Genomic DNA, 19329 nt, shown 5'->3' with positions numbered 1-19329 from the left:
CAGTCACGTACTGAAGTACGCTCCTTCATTTACTCGATTGCTTCCTAGAACTGCTCGTGTCTTGAAACCTTTTAATGTTATTAAGCCTATAAAAAAACTTAAAAAAATAAATGTGTTTGTTACTATTTCAATGTCGTTTTATCCAGTTTTCAAAGAACAAGTTTTGAAGTATTTCATTCAGAAAGAATGAACCTTCAAAACTGAACGCAAAACGTAATCTTACAAACCCAAGGTTTGTATTCCGAAAATATCCTTAGAAAGGAGGTGATCCAGCCGCACCTTCCGATACGGCTACCTTGTTACGACTTCACCCCAATCATCTATCCCACCTTCGGCGGCTGGCTCCAAAAGGTTACCTCACCGACTTCGGGTGTTACAAACTCTCGTGGTGTGACGGGCGGTGTGTACAAGGCCCGGGAACGTATTCACCGCGGCATGCTGATCCGCGATTACTAGCGATTCCGGCTTCATGTAGGCGAGTTGCAGCCTACAATCCGAACTGAGAACGACTTTATCGGATTAGCTCCCTCTCGCGAGTTGGCAACCGTTTGTATCGTCCATTGTAGCACGTGTGTAGCCCAGGTCATAAGGGGCATGATGATTTGACGTCATCCCCACCTTCCTCCGGTTTGTCACCGGCAGTCACCTTAGAGTGCCCAACTAAATGATGGCAACTAAGATCAAGGGTTGCGCTCGTTGCGGGACTTAACCCAACATCTCACGACACGAGCTGACGACAACCATGCACCACCTGTCACCGTTGCCCCCGAAGGGGAAACCATATCTCTACAGTGGTCAACGGGATGTCAAGACCTGGTAAGGTTCTTCGCGTTGCTTCGAATTAAACCACATGCTCCACCGCTTGTGCGGGCCCCCGTCAATTCCTTTGAGTTTCAGTCTTGCGACCGTACTCCCCAGGCGGAGTGCTTAATGCGTTAGCTGCAGCACTAAGGGGCGGAAACCCCCTAACACTTAGCACTCATCGTTTACGGCGTGGACTACCAGGGTATCTAATCCTGTTTGCTCCCCACGCTTTCGCGCCTCAGTGTCAGTTACAGACCAGATAGTCGCCTTCGCCACTGGTGTTCCTCCAAATCTCTACGCATTTCACCGCTACACTTGGAATTCCACTATCCTCTTCTGCACTCAAGTCTCCCAGTTTCCAATGACCCTCCACGGTTGAGCCGTGGGCTTTCACATCAGACTTAAGAAACCACCTGCGCGCGCTTTACGCCCAATAATTCCGGACAACGCTTGCCACCTACGTATTACCGCGGCTGCTGGCACGTAGTTAGCCGTGGCTTTCTAATAAGGTACCGTCAAGGTACAGCCAGTTACTACTGTACTTGTTCTTCCCTTACAACAGAGTTTTACGAACCGAAATCCTTCTTCACTCACGCGGCGTTGCTCCATCAGGCTTTCGCCCATTGTGGAAGATTCCCTACTGCTGCCTCCCGTAGGAGTCTGGGCCGTGTCTCAGTCCCAGTGTGGCCGATCACCCTCTCAGGTCGGCTACGCATCGTCGCCTTGGTGAGCCGTTACCTCACCAACTAGCTAATGCGCCGCGGGCCCATCCTATAGCGACAGCCGAAACCGTCTTTCAGTGTTTCACCATGAGGTGAAACAGATTATTCGGTATTAGCCCCGGTTTCCCGGAGTTATCCCAAACTATAAGGTAGGTTGCCCACGTGTTACTCACCCGTCCGCCGCTAACGTCAAAGGAGCAAGCTCCTTCTCTGTTCGCTCGACTTGCATGTATTAGGCACGCCGCCAGCGTTCGTCCTGAGCCAGGATCAAACTCTCCATAAAAGAAATTTGATTAGCTCAAATTGTTTTGCTGGCATCAATTTTGATGTCCAAAATTTTGTTTTGTTCACTAGCAAGCTAGTTACTAAAAAATTTATTGATTACGTTTTGCTTGTTCAGTTTTCAAGGTTCATTTGATTCATCGTCCTGCGACAAGAATTAATATTATCAGAATGTAACACAATAGTCAACAACTATTTTAATATTTTTTCGTAGTCGAAGTGACATGTTCTAAACTATAACATAATAACATTTTATCTGTCAACACTTTCCTTCAAATATTTAACACTACGAATCGCTGCTCCGGTTTCGTTAGGCGGTAAAGGTGAAGAGAAAGAGCGATGTACATTAATGTCCGCTGTTATATTTAGTTTTAAAGATACATTGTAAGTCGTCAAGATAGAGAATCGGCAACTTTTGTTACTGAAAGACATCCACATCGTATGAGTATTGTGCAAATGAGATATATCATTAATTAAATGAATCTCCAGCCGCGCTGGAATTACGGAAAATTTGCAGCCCCATCAATAAAAACACAGTTACGCTACACATCTATGAAACAATGGCCACCCATTGAAGTAATTCAAATTTTGATAGGAGCATGATAAAAGTGTAACTACTAGGAAAATATCAGAAGTACGTTTAGCTTATTTACAACTGAAAAATACCTTATTTAAAATCGCTAAAATCATTGAATCGGAATCCCAAACTCAGACTTAAATAATATTTAAAGAAACCAGACACGTTTTTTGAACGTTCTGGTTTCTTTAAAATTAATATTTATTTTTCTACATTAAAACCTTTTAATAAATCTGCAAAAGCATTATTCAAAGGCTCTGCTTCTTTCTCTTGCTGCTTCATGTACTTTTGTACACTACGTTTATCCACTTTACCTCCACCTTCTTTTTTACGGCGAGCTTCAAAAGCAGATAACTTCTCACGATAGCCACACTTACATACGAATATTTGACCATCACCTTCGCCACGTAATTCAAGCTTTTTCTTACACTGAGGACAACGTGCATTCGTCACACGCGACACATTCTTACGGTGACCACATTCACGATCTTGGCAAACAAGGATTTTACCTTTTTTCCCGTTCACTTCAAGCATTGGCTTACCGCATTCAGGGCAAGTTTTTGTTGAAATATTATCATGCTTAAATCTCTTATCGCTATTTTTAATATCAGCTACAATTTCTTTTGTATGTTGCTTCATTTCATTAATGAAGGTTTCTTTTTTCAGTTTGCCTTTAGCGATTAATTCTAACTTTTGCTCCCATTCGGCTGTTGTTTCAGGAGATTTTAACTCATTAGGAACTAAATCAAGTAACTGACGACCTTTAGAAGTGATATGAATATCTTTACCACGCTTTTCAATTAGGAATGAATTGAATAACTTATCAATAATATCGGCTCGTGTTGCCACCGTTCCTAATCCACCTGTCGATTTTAACGTATCAGCAAGCTGCTTATTTTGCGTGTTCATATACCTTGTAGGATTTTCCATTGCCGATAAAAGTGTAGCCTCAGTGAAACGTGCTGGAGGCTTCGTTTGCCCTGATGTTTGAGTAATTAAATTTACTTTTAATACTTGGCCTTTTTCGAGACGAGGCAATAATTGTTCCTTCACATCTTCGTTTGATTCCTCATCATCAAAACGATTTGAGTAAACTTCTTTCCATCCGGCAGAAATTACTGTTTTACCACGAGCAATGAATTTTTCGTTGCCAATTTGAGCTTGCACTGTTAACTGTTCATATTCATAAGCTGGAAAAAGCACAGCTAAGAAACGTTTTACAACTAAATCATAAATTTTACGTTCTTTATCGGTAAAGTTTGTAAAGTTCACGTATTCTTCTGTAGGAATAATTGCATGGTGATCAGATACTTTGCTGTCATCCACAAACGATTTATTTGCTTTAATGGGTTTTGAAAGCACTTTGTTTGCTAGCGTTCGATATTCTCCTATACCGCATGCTTTTAATCGTTCTGGAAGGGTGCTAACGATGTCTGAAGATAAATATCTCGAATCAGTACGAGGATAAGTAAGCACTTTATGAGATTCATATAGTTTTTGCATGATATTTAATGTTTCTTTGGCTGAGTATCCAAATATTTTGTTTGCATCACGCTGTAGCTCTGTTAAATCATATAACCCTGGAGAGAAAGATTTTTTCGGCCTACGTTCAATCTCGATTACTTTTGCATCTTGTTTATCTAATGAATTAACAACAGCATCCACTTTTTCTTTACTAAAGCTGCGTGAATTACCATTCGCATCTTGCCATGTTAATTTTAATTCTTTTGTTTGTGCCTCAATTCCATAAAACGTTTGTGCCTTGAAGTTCTTGATTTCATCTTCACGAGCAGCAACCATTGCTACTACAGGAGTCTGCACTCGCCCTGTATTTAACTGAGCATTAAATTTAGTAGATAGCGCTCTACTTGAGTTCAATCCCAAATACCAGTCTGCTTCACTACGAGCTACTGCAGCTTGATAGAGATTGTCGTAATTCTTTCCAGGTTTTAAGTTTGCAAAACCATCTTTAATTGCCTTATCAGTAACAGATGAAATCCATAGACGCTTGATTGGTTTATTCACTTTCGCACGATCAATAATCCAACGAGCCACTAATTCCCCTTCACGTCCGGCATCTGTTGCGATGATAATTTCATTCACATCATTACGTGTAAGTTGAGATTTAACTGCATTATATTGCTTACTTGTTTGTTTAATTGTTGTTAATTTCAGACGCTCTGGTAGCATTGGTAAATCTTCTAAGTTCCACTTTTTATATTTTTCATCATAGCTCTCTGGGTCGGCTAAAGTGACTAAGTGGCCTAAAGCCCATGTAACAATATATTTATCTCCTTCAATATAACCATTTCCTTTTTTATGACACTTCAGCACGTTTGCTATATCACGTGCAACTGAAGGTTTTTCTGCTAACACTAAACTTTTAGCCATATATAACATCCTTTCGTACTTCCTAATGTTTAATATAGCACATGCTTTATACTTAAACTTCTTTTAAGCAAAACAGAAATCAACTGGAAATTAACAGGAGTTCTCTTTTAGATGCTATACAACGATTATTAGAGCTTAAAGTTAGATTAACGATAAAGAGCAAATTCACACCGAATGTGAATTTGCTCTTTTATTATGCATACTCAAATCCTCTAAACATATCTTTAATTAACTGAATATTCTATATATAAAAGGAGGTTTTTAATGGAAGCAAAAAATTTTAGGCCTCGTAATGTGATTTTTATGACAATTGTTGTTGGTGTATCTGTGTTAATTGGTCAAGCTATTTATGTCTTGTTTATTGATGTACCATTCCCTTAATAGAGATTTATATCTTTAAGCGACTGAGTAGATATTTTTCATTTTCTTTGATTTCCAAATGATTCGGTTTCCATTTTCGTGCCTCTAGGTTATGTTGATAGGCATTTTCAAATAACCGTAACTCCCTATATAACAGACTTAGTTGTAAATGAGGTATCCATGTTGAGTAAGCTCGTTTTTGAATAGTCATTGAATCGACGGAAGCTTGTTGCAAAGCTTGGGAGTACCAATAGATAGCCTCTTTATGTTTTGATTGCTCCATAAAAAATTGGCCCATTCGGCAACATGCTTCTGGCTTTGGTCGATCATACAAAAAAGATTGTAAAATAGCTTGTTGAGCGTGATTATCATCCTGTAACAATCGATAGCATTCCCCTATATGCAAACATGCTTCAATGCGATCATCTGTAGCGCCTAATTCGCTATCTAGAAATGTATTGTATTGATTTATGGCTTCTAAATAACGTTTATGCAGCTTTAATTCATTTGCATAATGAAATGAATCCCTCGCTGAAAGAGTATGTCCCTTTTGAATTAAACCTTCATAGATACATAAGTTGCGATGAATATCCTTTGTTAACGGTAAATGTGTGACAGCTATATCACTGTGAAGGTGCTGACCAGATACCTTTAAATATTCATGGACAGCGCCCTGCCATTGAAAGTGATTTCCTCTTTTTACTAGACGATACTTTCGCTCACTGCACTCCACTACCCCATCGTCATCTAGTACTAGGTAATGATCCATAGTGACGGTATCAACAGTTGGATACAATGATTGCTTTAGTAGCAATAATTTATGTTGGTTTTCCTTTGTCATAATATCGTCTGCATCTAGCCATAAAATATAATCTTTTGTTGCCTGCTGAAAGGAAAAATTGCGTGCATTTGCAAAATGATCGCACCATGGAAAATCAAAAATGCGAGAGGTATAATTTTGGACAATATCCTTTGTACGATCAGTTGAGCCTATATCAATAATATTCATCTCATCCACTATACGCTGAACCGAATCTAAGCATCTTTCAATCGTACATTGTGCATTTTTAACAATCATACATAAACTAATCGATACCATCTGTCCCCTCCTTATCATGTAGTAATATACTATGCTAGTTCATCCATTTATCGAAACAATTTTTCGATATCATCTCACTTTTAGGGCTGACATCGTAAAAAAAACGAACGCTATACACGCTCGTCTTTCGTTCTATAAATATTGCTCACGCCACATCAATTGTTCTTTATCAGTAAGTTGTTGTTCTAGATGGTGATCCCATTGATTTAATAACATATTCCACACCCGAATAAATAGTATATCTTGCTCCTTATCGTAAAGGACAAATTCTAAGCATGGACTATCATTAATTTGTTGAGCTTCTACTTCAACCACTCTTTCGATCATTCTTTGTGAGTTGCCTGTGTCTTCTTTATCCATTTCTTGTAAGGCAGCTATAATCAGCGATTCATCAAATTGCTCCTGTTGTTCGGCTTCCTTATCTACATAACGATAAAGCTCTGGTAACTCATCGTATTCATCATTATTTACATCACTAGTCAGAAATGATTGATGGCAAGGACTAAAGTAAAGAGTGGATGCTTCTACCTCAAGCTCTTCTTCAAAGATACCTTGTTCAAGCTGTTGCTGCCCCTTTTCTGTTAGCTTAAAGAAGCCTTCCTCATTTTTCATAAGACCTACGCGTATCATTAAAGAAATCAGGTCTTCGATAAATAACGGATCAACAAGCAATAATTCACTCAATTCTTCCACATTTCCGAAATCCGCCTCTTGAATGCTCAGTAGCAGCATTGTCATTAAGACATCCATCGTGGAACGCCGAACTGGCTCGTAAGTTACATCCACTGTACGAATTGGAATACACCATTCTGCAGTTTTGACAATTTTAATATTGCGATTTTGTTGCAGTTCCCGCATTAATCGTTGCTGTAATTTTGACACTCTAAATCACCAATCCTTCATGATTACGCAAGCCTTCGTAGGATTTTACTGTATTTAATAAATTGGTATACATATCTCTTGTATCTTGATGTTTTGCACGTTTCGCAAACATGTCTGCACTTCCTACAAGTAGTAGTAACTCCCGAGCACGGGATAGAGCGACATTTAAGCGACGATAATCTCTTGCAAAGCCAATGTCTCCTCCCTTTGGTGTATTACGAACCATACTGACAAGAATCACGTCCATCTCCATACCTTGGAATTTATCAACTGTCCCTGTTCTAAATTGTAAATGTGGTAACTTTAGCTCCTGCTGAAGAAGACGATTTATTTTCTTCACCTGCTCACCGTAGAAGCTAATGACTCCAACGCTTTTCAAGGCATCCTGCGGCATACGCCCTGCTTCTTTTGCTGCTTTCACTGCATCATTTAGGTCTAGTAAAATATGACGAATTGTTTGTAATTCCCCTTCATTATAACGGCTTGTGCCACCCTTTACCTGCTCCTCTAAATAAGGTTTTTCGGTTGGAATGTCGATCCATAATAAATGGTCATCACGTTTTACAAATTGCCCGTCTAAGCCATGGTCTCTCGCCGAATCTGAGTCTGGCAAGCCACATTGCAAGCCATTTTCTTCTTGCGCGTAAAATGGCGTAATACTTTGCATAATTTTTTCATGCATGCGGTATTGAAGAGCTAGCATTTGTTTATGCGTTTGAGGCAGATTATTGAATAAGCGTTCAAATAATGATTCACGTAGTAAATTTTTCAATTCCTGTGCGCCTTCAAAATTCGGATTTTCTTCTAACATCGCCTTCAATGTTTCCTCCAATGTATCGTCACCAAGTAGGGGTGGTAGCTGGTGATGATCCCCTACCAAAATAACCTTTTTCCCCTTCAGCATTGGTAATAATAATTCTGGGGGTGTTGCCTTTGAAACTTCATCAATAATGACAACATCAAAGGTTGGGTAATTTTCCATAAACTCTTTACTTGCCGAAGCTACACATGTAGTCCCAATAACATTTGCATGTCGTACATACAATTTTCTAATTTCATCAAGATCATATTCGGTAGCGTTTTGTAGTTTTTCTCGCCATTGCTCTTGCAATTTTTTTCGAAGCGGTAGTTGTCTTTCCTGACGTTGTAAATCTTCAATAGCTTGCTTTGAAGTTTGAATAGCTTCCCTTACCTCTTCTGCTGTCCGCTCTGGCGTCGACTGTAATAGCTTCGTGTATGTGGCCAGTTGCTTTTCCTTTTTCAATCCCGCAACATTTATCTCCTTTAACCGTTCTTCCATTTGTAATAGCAGTAGATCTACTTCCTGCAAGCTAGTTTGTACGGTTTGAAGTGAAGCTTGTTTTGGTACTAATTGAACTATAGCCTTTTCGACTTGTTCTAGTTGCTGATTGGCTTCCTGAAGAGATTCTCGTAATTGTCCCGTAAGAATTTTTAAATATTCAACGGATTCCTCTGGCACTTCTTCTAATAGGAAGTTGCTTGCTAGCTGTTGTAATCGCTCTGTATGCTGTATAAATGGCTGCAATTGCCGCTGTATGCTTTGTACATCAAAGCTTGTAATTGCACACTCTTGATGCAGTAAACTAACAAGATTTTTTCGAAATGACTCGTATTCTTCGTCTTTATGCTCTTGTTGATGCTTAAGTGCCATCCCTTTTTGCCATACAAAATCACGACGCATATAGAGTCCCAGTAAATAGCTTTCAATTTCATGAGTGGCTGGCGTTTGATCGTCTTGAAATACCTTGTTTAACTGAGCAAAAACACCCGTAAGGTTTTGTAAAGAAAATGATTGCACAGGCTGTAATCTACTTTTTGCTTGCGCTTGCTCCTTCACCTCATCCGTCACTAACGCCTCTAGCTTTGCAATGGCCTTTTGGAGACGACTATTAATGGTAGACCACGCCTCTAAATCTTTTGCATCTTCTAGATGTTGTATTCGATTCATTTGCTGCGAAAGGACATGAGAAGGACGAATTTGATAATGCTGTAAATATCGTTGGATCCGCTCATAGGAAGTCAATGTATGGACATACTTTTGTGCTTCCTTCATGATGATGAGACGATTATTTTCTGTTTCATATTTTTCTTGAACATCCTGGAATTGAACTGTTAATTGCTGTTTTTGCTCCAGCAATTCTTTATATTGAGCAGCTGCCTCTAATTGCTCCACTTTTTGTGAAGTCTCCTGAATGGTAAGCTGTAGATTTTCAATGGAAGGATGGTCCGCAAGTGTCTGTTCAAGTTGCTGTATAATCGGCTCTATTTGTGCGAGCTGCTTCTCATAATGTTCTTTTTGAGATTCATATGTCTGTTGCTCTGTTTTCGCAGCTTTTAAGTCTTTTTTTAACGCTTGAATTTCCTGCTGTAAAATTGGTTCTTCAATAGCCGCTTGCTCTTTAGCGGCCATTTCCTGCGTCAATTCCTCCAGCCATAACTCTAATTTTTCAAGCTCAGCTTTTGCTTTGGTCAAATTGTCCTTGAACGTCTGCTCACGTTCAGGAAAGACCAAGATTGCCTCTTCAATTGCTGCCAATGTTTGCTCACGCCACTGCTGAGCTACATTTTCTTCAATAAATTTTTTTCCCTCTTCCTCAATACTTTCCGTTCTACCATAGCGTAAAATCCGAATTTCCTGATTAGAAAGAAGCCGTCCTAATGCATTATCTACCGCTAGATTTGACTGAGATGCAACAAGTGTTTTTAAACCAGCTTTCACATTTTGCTGACAAATCTCTGAAATGACAGTTGTTTTCCCTGTACCAGGTGGACCTTGTATGACAAATAAATCTTCAACAGATAAAGCGCCTAAAACCGCTCGTCTTTGATATTCATTTAAATTATTATGAAATTCAATATCCTCTTGAAGCTTCGATGCTCGTACAGAAGGACGTTTTTCAAATAGGATCGTCTCTAAATTAGGATTAACAGCCTCACCCTTTTCTAACTTGGTAAAGCCATTACGTAATCTTCTAATTTGACTTAATGTTGCAAAGTTACTGAAGCTCGCTTGTTTTGAACGAAGATTAAGCTGATCCTTACGAGCCAATTCTTGTGTAAAAGGTTTTAAATCAATTTCAACTGTTTGCTTTCCAGCATGAGTCTTCAACACTTGTCCTATTTCACCACGGACACCTTGAATACTAACACTCAAGCCTTCTAATTGCTTCCATTCCTTATTCTTTATGTAGGGACATACAAGCGTTAAGCGTGTAAAGTCTTCATTGAAATAGCTTTGCTTAAATTCACTATGAATATCGTCAATAGTCGCATCGCGCTCTTGTATTTTTAAATAACCTTCCCAGCTAGCAATACGTTTTTTTACATATTCAGTCCGTTCTTCCGCAATCGGTAACTGTCTAATCTTCGTATGAAGCTCAATTGGAACGCCTGCTCCGTTGTTAGGCTTTGTAACAAACTGCAGTGCTGCTGCTAAACGACGATTTGTATTAATCGGCCCTCGCATATGCACAAAACGAATATTTGTCGCTAGTAACCCTTCTAGCTTTAATACACAGTCCATAATCACAGTTTTCTCGGAAATAATATCACTTAATTTTTCATTGTCTTCAGCATTAAAATAGATAGATAAAAATATTTCACCCACTGTTTTTGCTTTGCGTTTTTCAATGTAGACCGTAAAAGATCTTTGTAACGCAAAAAAGGCATGCTCGTTTGCTGAGCATTCCTCTACCGCTTCCTTTGCCTTATTAGTCAAAATAAGACAACAGCGTTGTTTTTCTAGTAAAGCGATGTCCTGCATGAGCAGCCCTCCTTCCAGTGTCACTAAAGTTTTATTTTATCACATACTAAAAGAATACTTACAAAGAAAAATCCCCTGCACAGTGATTTCTTACCACCGTGCAAGGGTACTATTAATGTTGATCGATCGTTTCCTTCGGCAAGTTCTTGCTCATCTCACAGTATTGAACAAATACACGCGCTAATTCACGTAAACGGCTATGAACATCCTCATCCACAATATGATTATCTGCATCAAAATGAGATGTATGTGTATACACATAGTTTGGTGTAACAAGAGCACGGAAGTAGTCTAAAATAGGTTTTAATTGATTTTCTACTACAAGGTGGTGTTGATACGTCCCGCCATTTGCAACTATAGATACAGGTTTATAGCGCATTGTTTTAGGGTGCAAGAAGTCAAATGCATTCTTCAAAACGCCAGGAATTGATGCTTGGAAAATTGGCGTTGCAATAATATAAGCATCCGCTTCCTCAAATTGTTGGATCATTTTCTTCATATCATCATTTAATGGTGAGCCATCAACAATTTGATGTTTATATTCACTAAAATGCATCATTTCTAAATCGAAACTAGCATCTAATTCTTTAATATATTGTTCCACTTGCTCTAAAATAGCACCAGTTTTTCGACCAAACATTGTGCCATCAACGAGTAAAATTTTCATCTTCACTTTGCCTCCACCATTCATCTTCTACAATAATATTGTAACAAATGAAAAGTGGCTCGGAAAGAATAGGAATGAGGAAAGCAAGAAATTCAGTCTTTAGGCGGAAAGCAAGAAAAATTACTCTTTATCATATGGTCGGAAATGAACTTCCTTATCGACAACCTTATCGTGGATATTATATTTCTCACGATCAATCACTACATCGCGATTAACCTTGTCTTCTTCATGAAGAGAATCTGCTTTTTTAATTTTATCCCAATTAAATAATGTCTCCCTCGAAACATCTTTTTCTGCCGTTTCCGGAAATGCCAATATCGCTAATTCATGAGAAGGATAAATTGTCACTGGTTGTTGCTTACCGTGAAGCGCAATAATCATCATTGCCTTTGCTACTTGAGTGGCTTCAATGGCTCTAGAGCGCTTTAGTGGTCCCATTAAAAAAGGCTTGGCTAGTTTTAATACCTTTTCTCCTATCTTTTCCCCTAAACGAAATTCATTCCGTTCTCCTACTAAGAGTGAAGGTCGAATAATAGAAAGCTGCTGTAAGCCCAACTCCATTAAATCATGTTCTAGCCTTCCTTTAACCCGGTTATAGTAAAAAGGAGAACTCTCATTAGCACCCATTGCAGTAATGACAAGAAAATGGGGAATCCCACGCTTTTTCGCCAATGAAGCAATCGCTAAAGGATATTCAAAATCTACCTTTTCGAACACCTTTCGAGAACCTGCTTTTTTTATAGTTGTGCCTAAACAGCAATATAGTTCATGCGCAAATTCTATATCTTGTTCCTCTAACCTATCAAAATCGCGAATTTTCACTTCTAGCTTAGTATGCGTAAAAGTTGGTTTTCTTCTCGCGATTACTGTCACGGATACATATTCATCATTTTCACATAATTGCTCTACTAGAGAGGAGCCCGTCAATCCTGTTGCTCCAACCACGATTGCAGCACGCATACCCATACTTCTTCCCTCCTTTCATCATCACCATCTTTGTTAAGTATCTTAATAAACTCACTATATATATCGACCACTTTTTTAAGGATTAAAAGTTATTTATCGTACCTATAAGATAGCTATTTGAAAGATTTATTTAAAAAGATCATTTATCAAATCCTAAATTTTACACATACTTGCTCTTTCTTCGCCATAATTTAAAGAGACAGAGAAAGGGTGGGATACATTTGCAAAACGAAACGCAAGCAATAGTACCGAAAAAAACGATTGTTTTCATTATTGAAAGCTGTATTGATAAAGGGCTGTATCCTTTTGAACGGGTTTCAACATTAGCTAAACTACTGACGAATGAGAAAGTTTTTATATTTGTAAAAACTCCTTCAAATGACGGGGTTCAAATTTTAATGAATGAGGGTCTAACCCCCGTTTTATTTGATCATTTTAATGAACTTCCTAAGCAAATTAAATCCATTCAGCCAGATTTAATTGTCAGAGATGGCCGCAATTCTGAGGCTTTGCAAGTACAGGATTTACGACCTTTCTGCAAAACGATTATTCACTTTGATGATTTTGGTGAAGGTGGTCAAGCCTGTGACTGTGTACTACTAGCACTCTATCACGAGGTAAAAGATTATTTACCGTCTCATTATATTAGCGGGAGCTTTGTTTTTGCACTACCCGAAGACTATCAAAACTTTAGCGATAGACCTGAAAGCAAAACACCTGAAAATCCTCCCCATATCGTTGTAGCTTTTGAAGATGGGGACGAGCATAATTTAACCTATCGTACACTTCGACACTTAACACAGCTCCAAATTCCACTACAAATTACAGTTATGATTGACGACAGCTACCGCCATGCTATCGACGACTTGCAAATGATGGTTTTAAGTCGTCGCAACACAGCTATCCTTCGTGATAAAAACGCGCTTCTCAAACTTTTACCAAAAGCAGATGTTATTATTTGTAATGCCAATTATACGCCTTATAAAATCGCCTCTTACGGTGTGCCATGCATTACCCTTGCACAATCAGAAGCAGAGCTATTACATGCTTTCCCAAGAGAACAGAACGGTTTTATTCATCTAGGGCTAGGTCGTAAAATGAAACAATCACAAATACAAAATGCTGTTATGGAGTTTCTTTTACATGAAGCACGCAGTGAACGTGCCGTAAAAAAACAACGCCAGCTCAATCTCGTTAGTAATAATGAAACACTCTTAGAACTACTTTTAGACTTTGCTTATGATCGTCATAATATCGCTTCTACTTAGTGCTACTTCAAAGACGATTATGATACAATATATAAGAAATTTTCACTTTAGCATCTCATCTTATAAAAGCTGGGGCTTATGTAAGTTCAAAGTTTTTCAGTTCCCGATTGATTTTAATGACTAAGCGGTGGGGGATCAATAAAACCCCCATCGCTTTTTACACGCATTCGCTATACAAATATTCTTAAAAAAGGAGCAACCATCATGCCAACCAAAAATGATTTAGAATATCAAATTAAAGAATTAAAAATGGACTATATCAATTTACAAGGCGATATTGAAAAACTTGAGTCTACAGGACACAACGATCAAGTAGCACAGGCAGAGCAACGTCTTGCAAATATGGAATCGAAGCTTGCAGAGCTGAATAAGCAACTTGCAGAACTATAAAATGTAAACTTGAAAGACAGTTGGAGGAACATATATGGCAATTTTAACAGTAGAAAATTTAGGTCATTCATTCGGAGATCGTACACTTTTTAAAGATGTATCGTTTCGTTTAGTAGAAGGTGATCATATTGGACTCGTTGGAGCAAATGGTGTAGGTAAATCAACTTTAATGGGCATTATCACTGGTCAAACAATTCATGATGAGGGAAAAGTGGAATGGCTCCCTGGTACACATTATGGTTATTTAGATCAACATACAGTACTCACAGCTGGTAGAACGATGCGCGATGTTTTGCGTGACGCTTTTCTACCCTTGTATAAAAAAGAAGAGGAACTCAATGAAATTACAGGTAAGATGGCTGAAGCTACACCTGAAGAATTAGAAGTTCTATTAGAGCAAATGGCTGAAGTTCAAGATGCGTTAGATGCAGGTGACTTCTATTCACTCGATATGAAAATTGAGGAAGTTGCGCGCGGACTTGGGCTCGATGCAATCGGCTTGGAGCGAGATGTGGCTGCTCTTTCTGGTGGTCAACGTACAAAGGTTTTACTAGCTAAGCTGTTATTAGAAAAACCAAAAGTTCTATTATTAGACGAGCCTACAAACTATCTTGATGAAGAACATATTACATGGTTAAAAAACTATTTAAAGAACTATCCATATGCCTTCTTATTAATTTCGCATGATACAGAATTTATGAACGAGACGGTGGATGTCATCTTCCAACTTGAATTTTCAAAGCTAACTCGTTATACAGCAACATACGAAAAATTCTTAGAGCTTGCTGAAATTAATAAGCGTCAGCATATTGACGCATATGAAAAACAACAAGAATTCATCAAGAAGCAAGAAGATTTTATTGCCAAAAATAAAGCGCGATACTCCACTACTGGCCGTGCCAAATCTCGTGCCAAACAGCTAGACCGTTTAGAGCGAATTGATCGCCCAGAGACTGCTGTAAAGCCTGAGTTCGGTTTTAAAGAAGCACGTTCATCCAGTCGCTATGTTGTAGAGGCTGAAAATTTGGTGATTGGTTATGATAAAGACAAGCCATTACTTCCCCCACTCACTTTTGCTATTGAACGAGGAGAGAAGATCGCTTTAGTCGGCATGAATGGTGTAGGTAAATCAACTTTATTAAAAACAATGCTTGGTAAAATTAATCCTCTAAATGGCAAAGTGATTCGAGGAGATTACCTTTACCCATCTTACTTCGAACAAGAAGTAAAAGCGGAAAAAATCACACCCATTGATGATGTATGGAATGCCTTCCCTTCAATGGAGCAAGCACAAGTACGTGCTGCCTTAGCGAAAGCTGGCTTAAAGACAGATCACATTACACGTCCACTGAATTCATTATCCGGTGGAGAGCAAGCGAAAGTTCGGTTATGTAAATTAATGATGGAAGAGGCAAACTGGCTTCTTTTTGACGAACCAACGAACCATTTAGATGTGGATGCAAAAAATGAATTAAAACGTGCGATGAAAGAATTTAAAGGCACTATTGTACTCGTAAGTCACGAACCTGATTTCTATGATGGTCTCGCTACGAAGGTCTGGGATGTCCAAGATTGGTTCACTTCTGGACAACAAGGCTAAATCTAAAAGGGTAGTCTCAAAAATAATTTGGGACTACCCTTTTTTCTATTTGTGAAATTCCACAAATAATTTTTAGTTTCTATGTATAATTCTCTTCATTTAAACATACTATTATCAGTGGACTGATATTTTTCAGCTTGCCATTCTCCTCTGGTGGACAAGCCTTGCTTCATGTAGTCCCTATTCAATTTCCCTAAACTTACATCATTGTAAGCTGTGAACATGAAACTTTTTATAATGATCTTCGTATATGTTAATATACCTAAAAAAAATCATGGTGTTATAGATATTTTTTAAAATAGCTATTGATTTATATATAGCTTACTAGTAAGATATATATATAAACAATTTACCTTACTAATAAGATATTTATAAAATATAATCTAAAAAAGAAAGCGAGGAATGAAGAATGACAGTTACAATTTACTCACAAGCGAGCTGTTCTTCATCCAGAAAAGCACTTAAATGGTTAAAAGATCACAATATTGAATATAAAGAAAAACGTATCACTTCTCATCCACTTACACTTGCAGAGTTTAAAGAAATTTTAAGCATGACTGAAGATGGAACAGATGAAATTATTGCAACAAATTCGAATGATTTTAAAAACTTAAATATCGATATCGACCAACTTTCTATTCAGGAGCTATTTGCTATTATTCAAGCACATCCAAGAATGTTACGTAGCCCTATTTTAATAGATGAAAAACGTATTCAAGTTGGTTACAATGAGATGGACATCCGCCGTTTTATCCCGCGCAAAGTACGTGCTTACGAATTAAATGCGATGACAAGATTGGCACAAGAAAGTTAAAACAGTTTTGGAGTTGACCTTCTATGGATCAAGAAAAACAAAAAGCCATTACCTCGTTGTTTGAAGTTGTTTCATCTATTGAGCGTAAGTGGGCGAACGAGTGGAATAATCATAATGCGCTCGGCTTTTCAAAATCCCATATTTTAATTTTAGACTACTTATCGCAGGAGGGCCCGAAACGCCCTTCTGCTATTGCTGAGCGGTTAAAGGTAACGACAGGTGGCGTCACCGTTTTAACAACGAAGCTTATCAATGCTGGCTTTATTGAAAAAACACAGCACGCTACAGATCGTCGAGCGTCACAGCTCGTTATTACTTCTGAGGGAGAGAGCATCTTAAAAGAGTCTCGCCAACAAGTTAGTGAAATTATCAACAATATGTTTGGAATGCTCACTGCTGAAGAACTGCAAACATTGCGCACTATTTTTTCAAAATGTCTATTGGATGTTGAATCCAATCGGCCAGAATAATGTCTTAAAAACAAAAAGATGCATCGCAATTATATGCGAATGCATCTTTTTTTAGATTAGTCGACTGAATACTTCCGTCTAAGTACGTATGATGTGCGACCAATCAGCTTTCATTACGCTGGTAGCACAGATTCCACAATGGCCGTATCAGACATAAGCATTTCTTTTAATCGAGCCTTTGCACGGAATAAACGAGATTTCACAGTACCAATGGAAACTTTCATAATTGTAGAAATTTCTGCAAGTGAATATTGGTCTATGTAGAAATACCATAAAGTCTTTCTATAAATGCCATCTAATTGCTCCATTTTATCTTGTACTAGTTTTGTGACAATATCCTTTTCAACCTTTTCTTCTGTCGAAATTTCATTATTGGGAACCAAATCTAATATCGGTACGTCTAATGTTTCAGGTTGGTTCATCATATATTTACTGCGACGAACCTTTTTACGATAGCGATCTCTGAAAGTATTCATTGTAATAGTTGTAAGCCAAGCCTTAATATGCTCTACTTCAGCTACGCTGTCTTCATAGCGCACAACCTTTACCCAAACTTCTTGCATTAAATCTTCAGCCTCTACATTATTGCGAGTTAGTTTTAAACATAAGTGATATATATAACGATTGTATTCCTCGTATACGCCTTCTAATTTTTCATTCATTGTGTATGCCTCCGCTTCTTGTTCTTGCTTCTATACACATTCTCGCAAAATAATGTATTACACTCTATCGTATTGGCTTTCAATTTCATTACAATCGTGTAAGCTTAAACGCTTTTGCTTGTAATATTCGTAAAAAATGTTTTACTACTATATTACTCAGCCTGTAAAATACGGCTCTATAACATTAAACCCTTATTTTGATTACTATATTTTAAATAATAATTTTTATCAGAAAATTAAAAATCTGCCACTTTATCAATGACTTGTAAAGTAAGCAGATGTATTTCATATAATGTATTACACAATTGTTTCCATTGGCTAACTTAATAGCCCTAAACGAAAAGCGGAAGCAACGACCTGTGTTCGATTTTTAGCTTTGAGCTTTGTCATTAAACTACTTACATAATCTCTTACTGTATGCTCACTTAGAAATAGTAATCCCCCAATTTTTTTATTGTCATATCCCTCTGCAAGCAGACCCAAAATCATGGACTCCCTTTCTGTTAAGTGAAGTTCTGTATTCTTTTCAACCTTTTCACCCTTACGTGATAAAAATAATCCCAACCGCTTCCCTACTTCTTCAAGTAACAATAATTCGTCCTTTGTACAATCAAATTCTTCACCTAGCTGATCAAATGTCAGCCAGCCAAATAATTGATCCTGTTGAATAATCGGGATAAATATAATCGACGATAAATTAAATAATTGTATATGTTCTTCTTTCACATAATTTTTAGGGTTTTTTAAATAGATAGGTTTTCTTGAGCCCAGAACTGTATTTTCACCACTCAACTCCCCTTTCATGCTTTGAACCTTTGGAAGCTCTGCACCAATAACCCCGTAAAATTGATTGGACCATGGCACATAGGCATAAAATACACATCTTTTATAACTAAAATACTCTTCACATTTCTTTAAAATATAGGCTAAATCCTGATAACCAGAGGAACTAATGAGCAATTTATCAAGTTTATCCAACAATTGCAGCCGCCTAAACTCCACATTTTCAGGGGTAGTTCTACGACTATTTTTATGATCTACTTCGGCATCACAGTAAAGCTGTACTAAAAATGTAAAAATCGATAATACATACATTAGTATGGCATTCATTCGACTAATTTTCTGCTGAACCATAAAAGTGATCAACGATTTCTCTAAAATCAATTGGAATAGATGAAAGCTTCTCGTATCGATAATGGATAACTGTGATTGAAGCCATGTCTTAAAAAAACTTCTAAAATCATCATTAAGCTCTTCGATATTCGTATGCGTCATTAAACGTAGAAACGAATCCAGTAGCATAGCCACTCTTTCTCGATCGGCTTCAGCAATAGATGGTTCTAGATTAAGGTAAATATTCGTATTCTCTTCAATTTGTTTACTATGAATTTTGATGAATAACACAAATTCTTGAAGTGTCATTTCTTCAATGGATTGAAATGAGTGCGTCATAGGAAATTCCTCTCCTTCATACTAAAAATACCCCTATAAATGGAGGATACTCACTCACTATATTATACAGCATCTTATAGGATAGTATTTCAAATTGAAAGGAGTAAGATGAAGGTATCGCTAAAATAAAGCGAATACT

The 19329-nt window shown here is 37.8% G+C and carries 13 protein-coding genes and 1 rRNA gene; 5 read left to right on the top strand and 9 right to left on the bottom strand.

Going from position 1 to position 19329, the window contains the following annotated elements; all coding sequences use genetic code 11:
- Positions 1-257: 257 nt before the first annotated feature.
- The 7 genes from MKY88_RS02080 to MKY88_RS02050 form a co-directional block, all read right to left on the bottom strand.
- Positions 258-1809 (bottom strand): 16S ribosomal RNA (locus MKY88_RS02080).
- A 777-nt stretch (positions 1810-2586) separates the two neighbouring features.
- Entirely contained in the window at positions 2587-4776 is a 2190-nt protein-coding gene (locus MKY88_RS02075) for a DNA topoisomerase III (protein ID WP_340812897.1), read from the bottom strand.
- Positions 4777-5164: 388 nt separating this feature from the next.
- A complete protein-coding gene (locus MKY88_RS02070; protein ID WP_340812896.1) occupies positions 5165-6235 on the bottom strand; it encodes a glycosyltransferase family 2 protein in 1071 nt (356 codons plus the stop codon).
- Between the two features lie 132 nt (positions 6236-6367).
- The gene (locus MKY88_RS02065; RefSeq protein WP_340812895.1) at positions 6368-7117 is read right to left on the bottom strand and encodes a hypothetical protein; all 750 of its coding nucleotides are present in this window, start codon (positions 7115-7117) and stop codon (positions 6368-6370) included.
- Between the two features lies 1 nt (position 7118).
- Positions 7119-10901, bottom strand: a complete 3783-nt coding sequence (locus MKY88_RS02060; RefSeq protein WP_340812894.1) for a DEAD/DEAH box helicase — start codon at positions 10899-10901, stop codon at positions 7119-7121.
- 112 nt (positions 10902-11013) lie between these two features.
- The gene (locus tag MKY88_RS02055) at positions 11014-11568 is read right to left on the bottom strand and encodes an NADPH-dependent FMN reductase (protein WP_069479900.1); all 555 of its coding nucleotides are present in this window, start codon (positions 11566-11568) and stop codon (positions 11014-11016) included.
- 120 nt (positions 11569-11688) lie between these two features.
- Entirely contained in the window at positions 11689-12534 is an 846-nt protein-coding gene (locus MKY88_RS02050) for an oxidoreductase (protein WP_340812893.1), read from the bottom strand.
- A gap of 221 nt (positions 12535-12755) precedes the next feature.
- On the opposite strand from MKY88_RS02050, the gene MKY88_RS02045 reads away from it, so the two are divergent.
- From MKY88_RS02045 to MKY88_RS02025, 5 genes are all read left to right on the top strand, one after another.
- Entirely contained in the window at positions 12756-13802 is a 1047-nt protein-coding gene (locus tag MKY88_RS02045) for a PseG/SpsG family protein (RefSeq protein WP_340812892.1), read from the top strand.
- A 204-nt stretch (positions 13803-14006) separates the two neighbouring features.
- Complete coding sequence (locus tag MKY88_RS02040; protein ID WP_008176146.1) at positions 14007-14192, top strand: SE1832 family protein; 186 nt, start codon at positions 14007-14009, stop codon at positions 14190-14192.
- Positions 14193-14226: 34 nt separating this feature from the next.
- Positions 14227-15792: an ABC-F family ATP-binding cassette domain-containing protein gene (locus tag MKY88_RS02035; protein ID WP_025115498.1), complete on the top strand. Its 1566-nt coding sequence runs from the start codon at positions 14227-14229 to the stop codon at positions 15790-15792.
- A gap of 409 nt (positions 15793-16201) precedes the next feature.
- Positions 16202-16606, top strand: a complete 405-nt coding sequence (spx, locus tag MKY88_RS02030; protein WP_008176149.1) for a transcriptional regulator Spx — start codon at positions 16202-16204, stop codon at positions 16604-16606.
- Positions 16607-16629: 23 nt separating this feature from the next.
- A complete protein-coding gene (locus tag MKY88_RS02025) occupies positions 16630-17076 on the top strand; it encodes a MarR family winged helix-turn-helix transcriptional regulator (RefSeq protein ID WP_008176151.1) in 447 nt (148 codons plus the stop codon).
- Positions 17077-17189: 113 nt separating this feature from the next.
- Here the strand turns inward: MKY88_RS02025 and MKY88_RS02020 are convergent, their stop codons facing one another.
- Positions 17190-17738: an RNA polymerase sigma factor gene (locus MKY88_RS02020; protein ID WP_008176154.1), complete on the bottom strand. Its 549-nt coding sequence runs from the start codon at positions 17736-17738 to the stop codon at positions 17190-17192.
- Between the two features lie 318 nt (positions 17739-18056).
- Complete coding sequence (locus MKY88_RS02015) at positions 18057-19190, bottom strand: LuxR C-terminal-related transcriptional regulator (RefSeq protein WP_340812891.1); 1134 nt, start codon at positions 19188-19190, stop codon at positions 18057-18059.
- Positions 19191-19329 lie beyond the last annotated feature (139 nt).

The sequence above is a fragment of the Lysinibacillus sp. FSL R7-0073 genome, assembly GCF_038009065.1.
Taxonomy (GTDB): domain Bacteria; phylum Bacillota; class Bacilli; order Bacillales_A; family Planococcaceae; genus Lysinibacillus; species Lysinibacillus fusiformis.
This window is presented reverse-complemented; position numbering and strand designations above follow the sequence as displayed.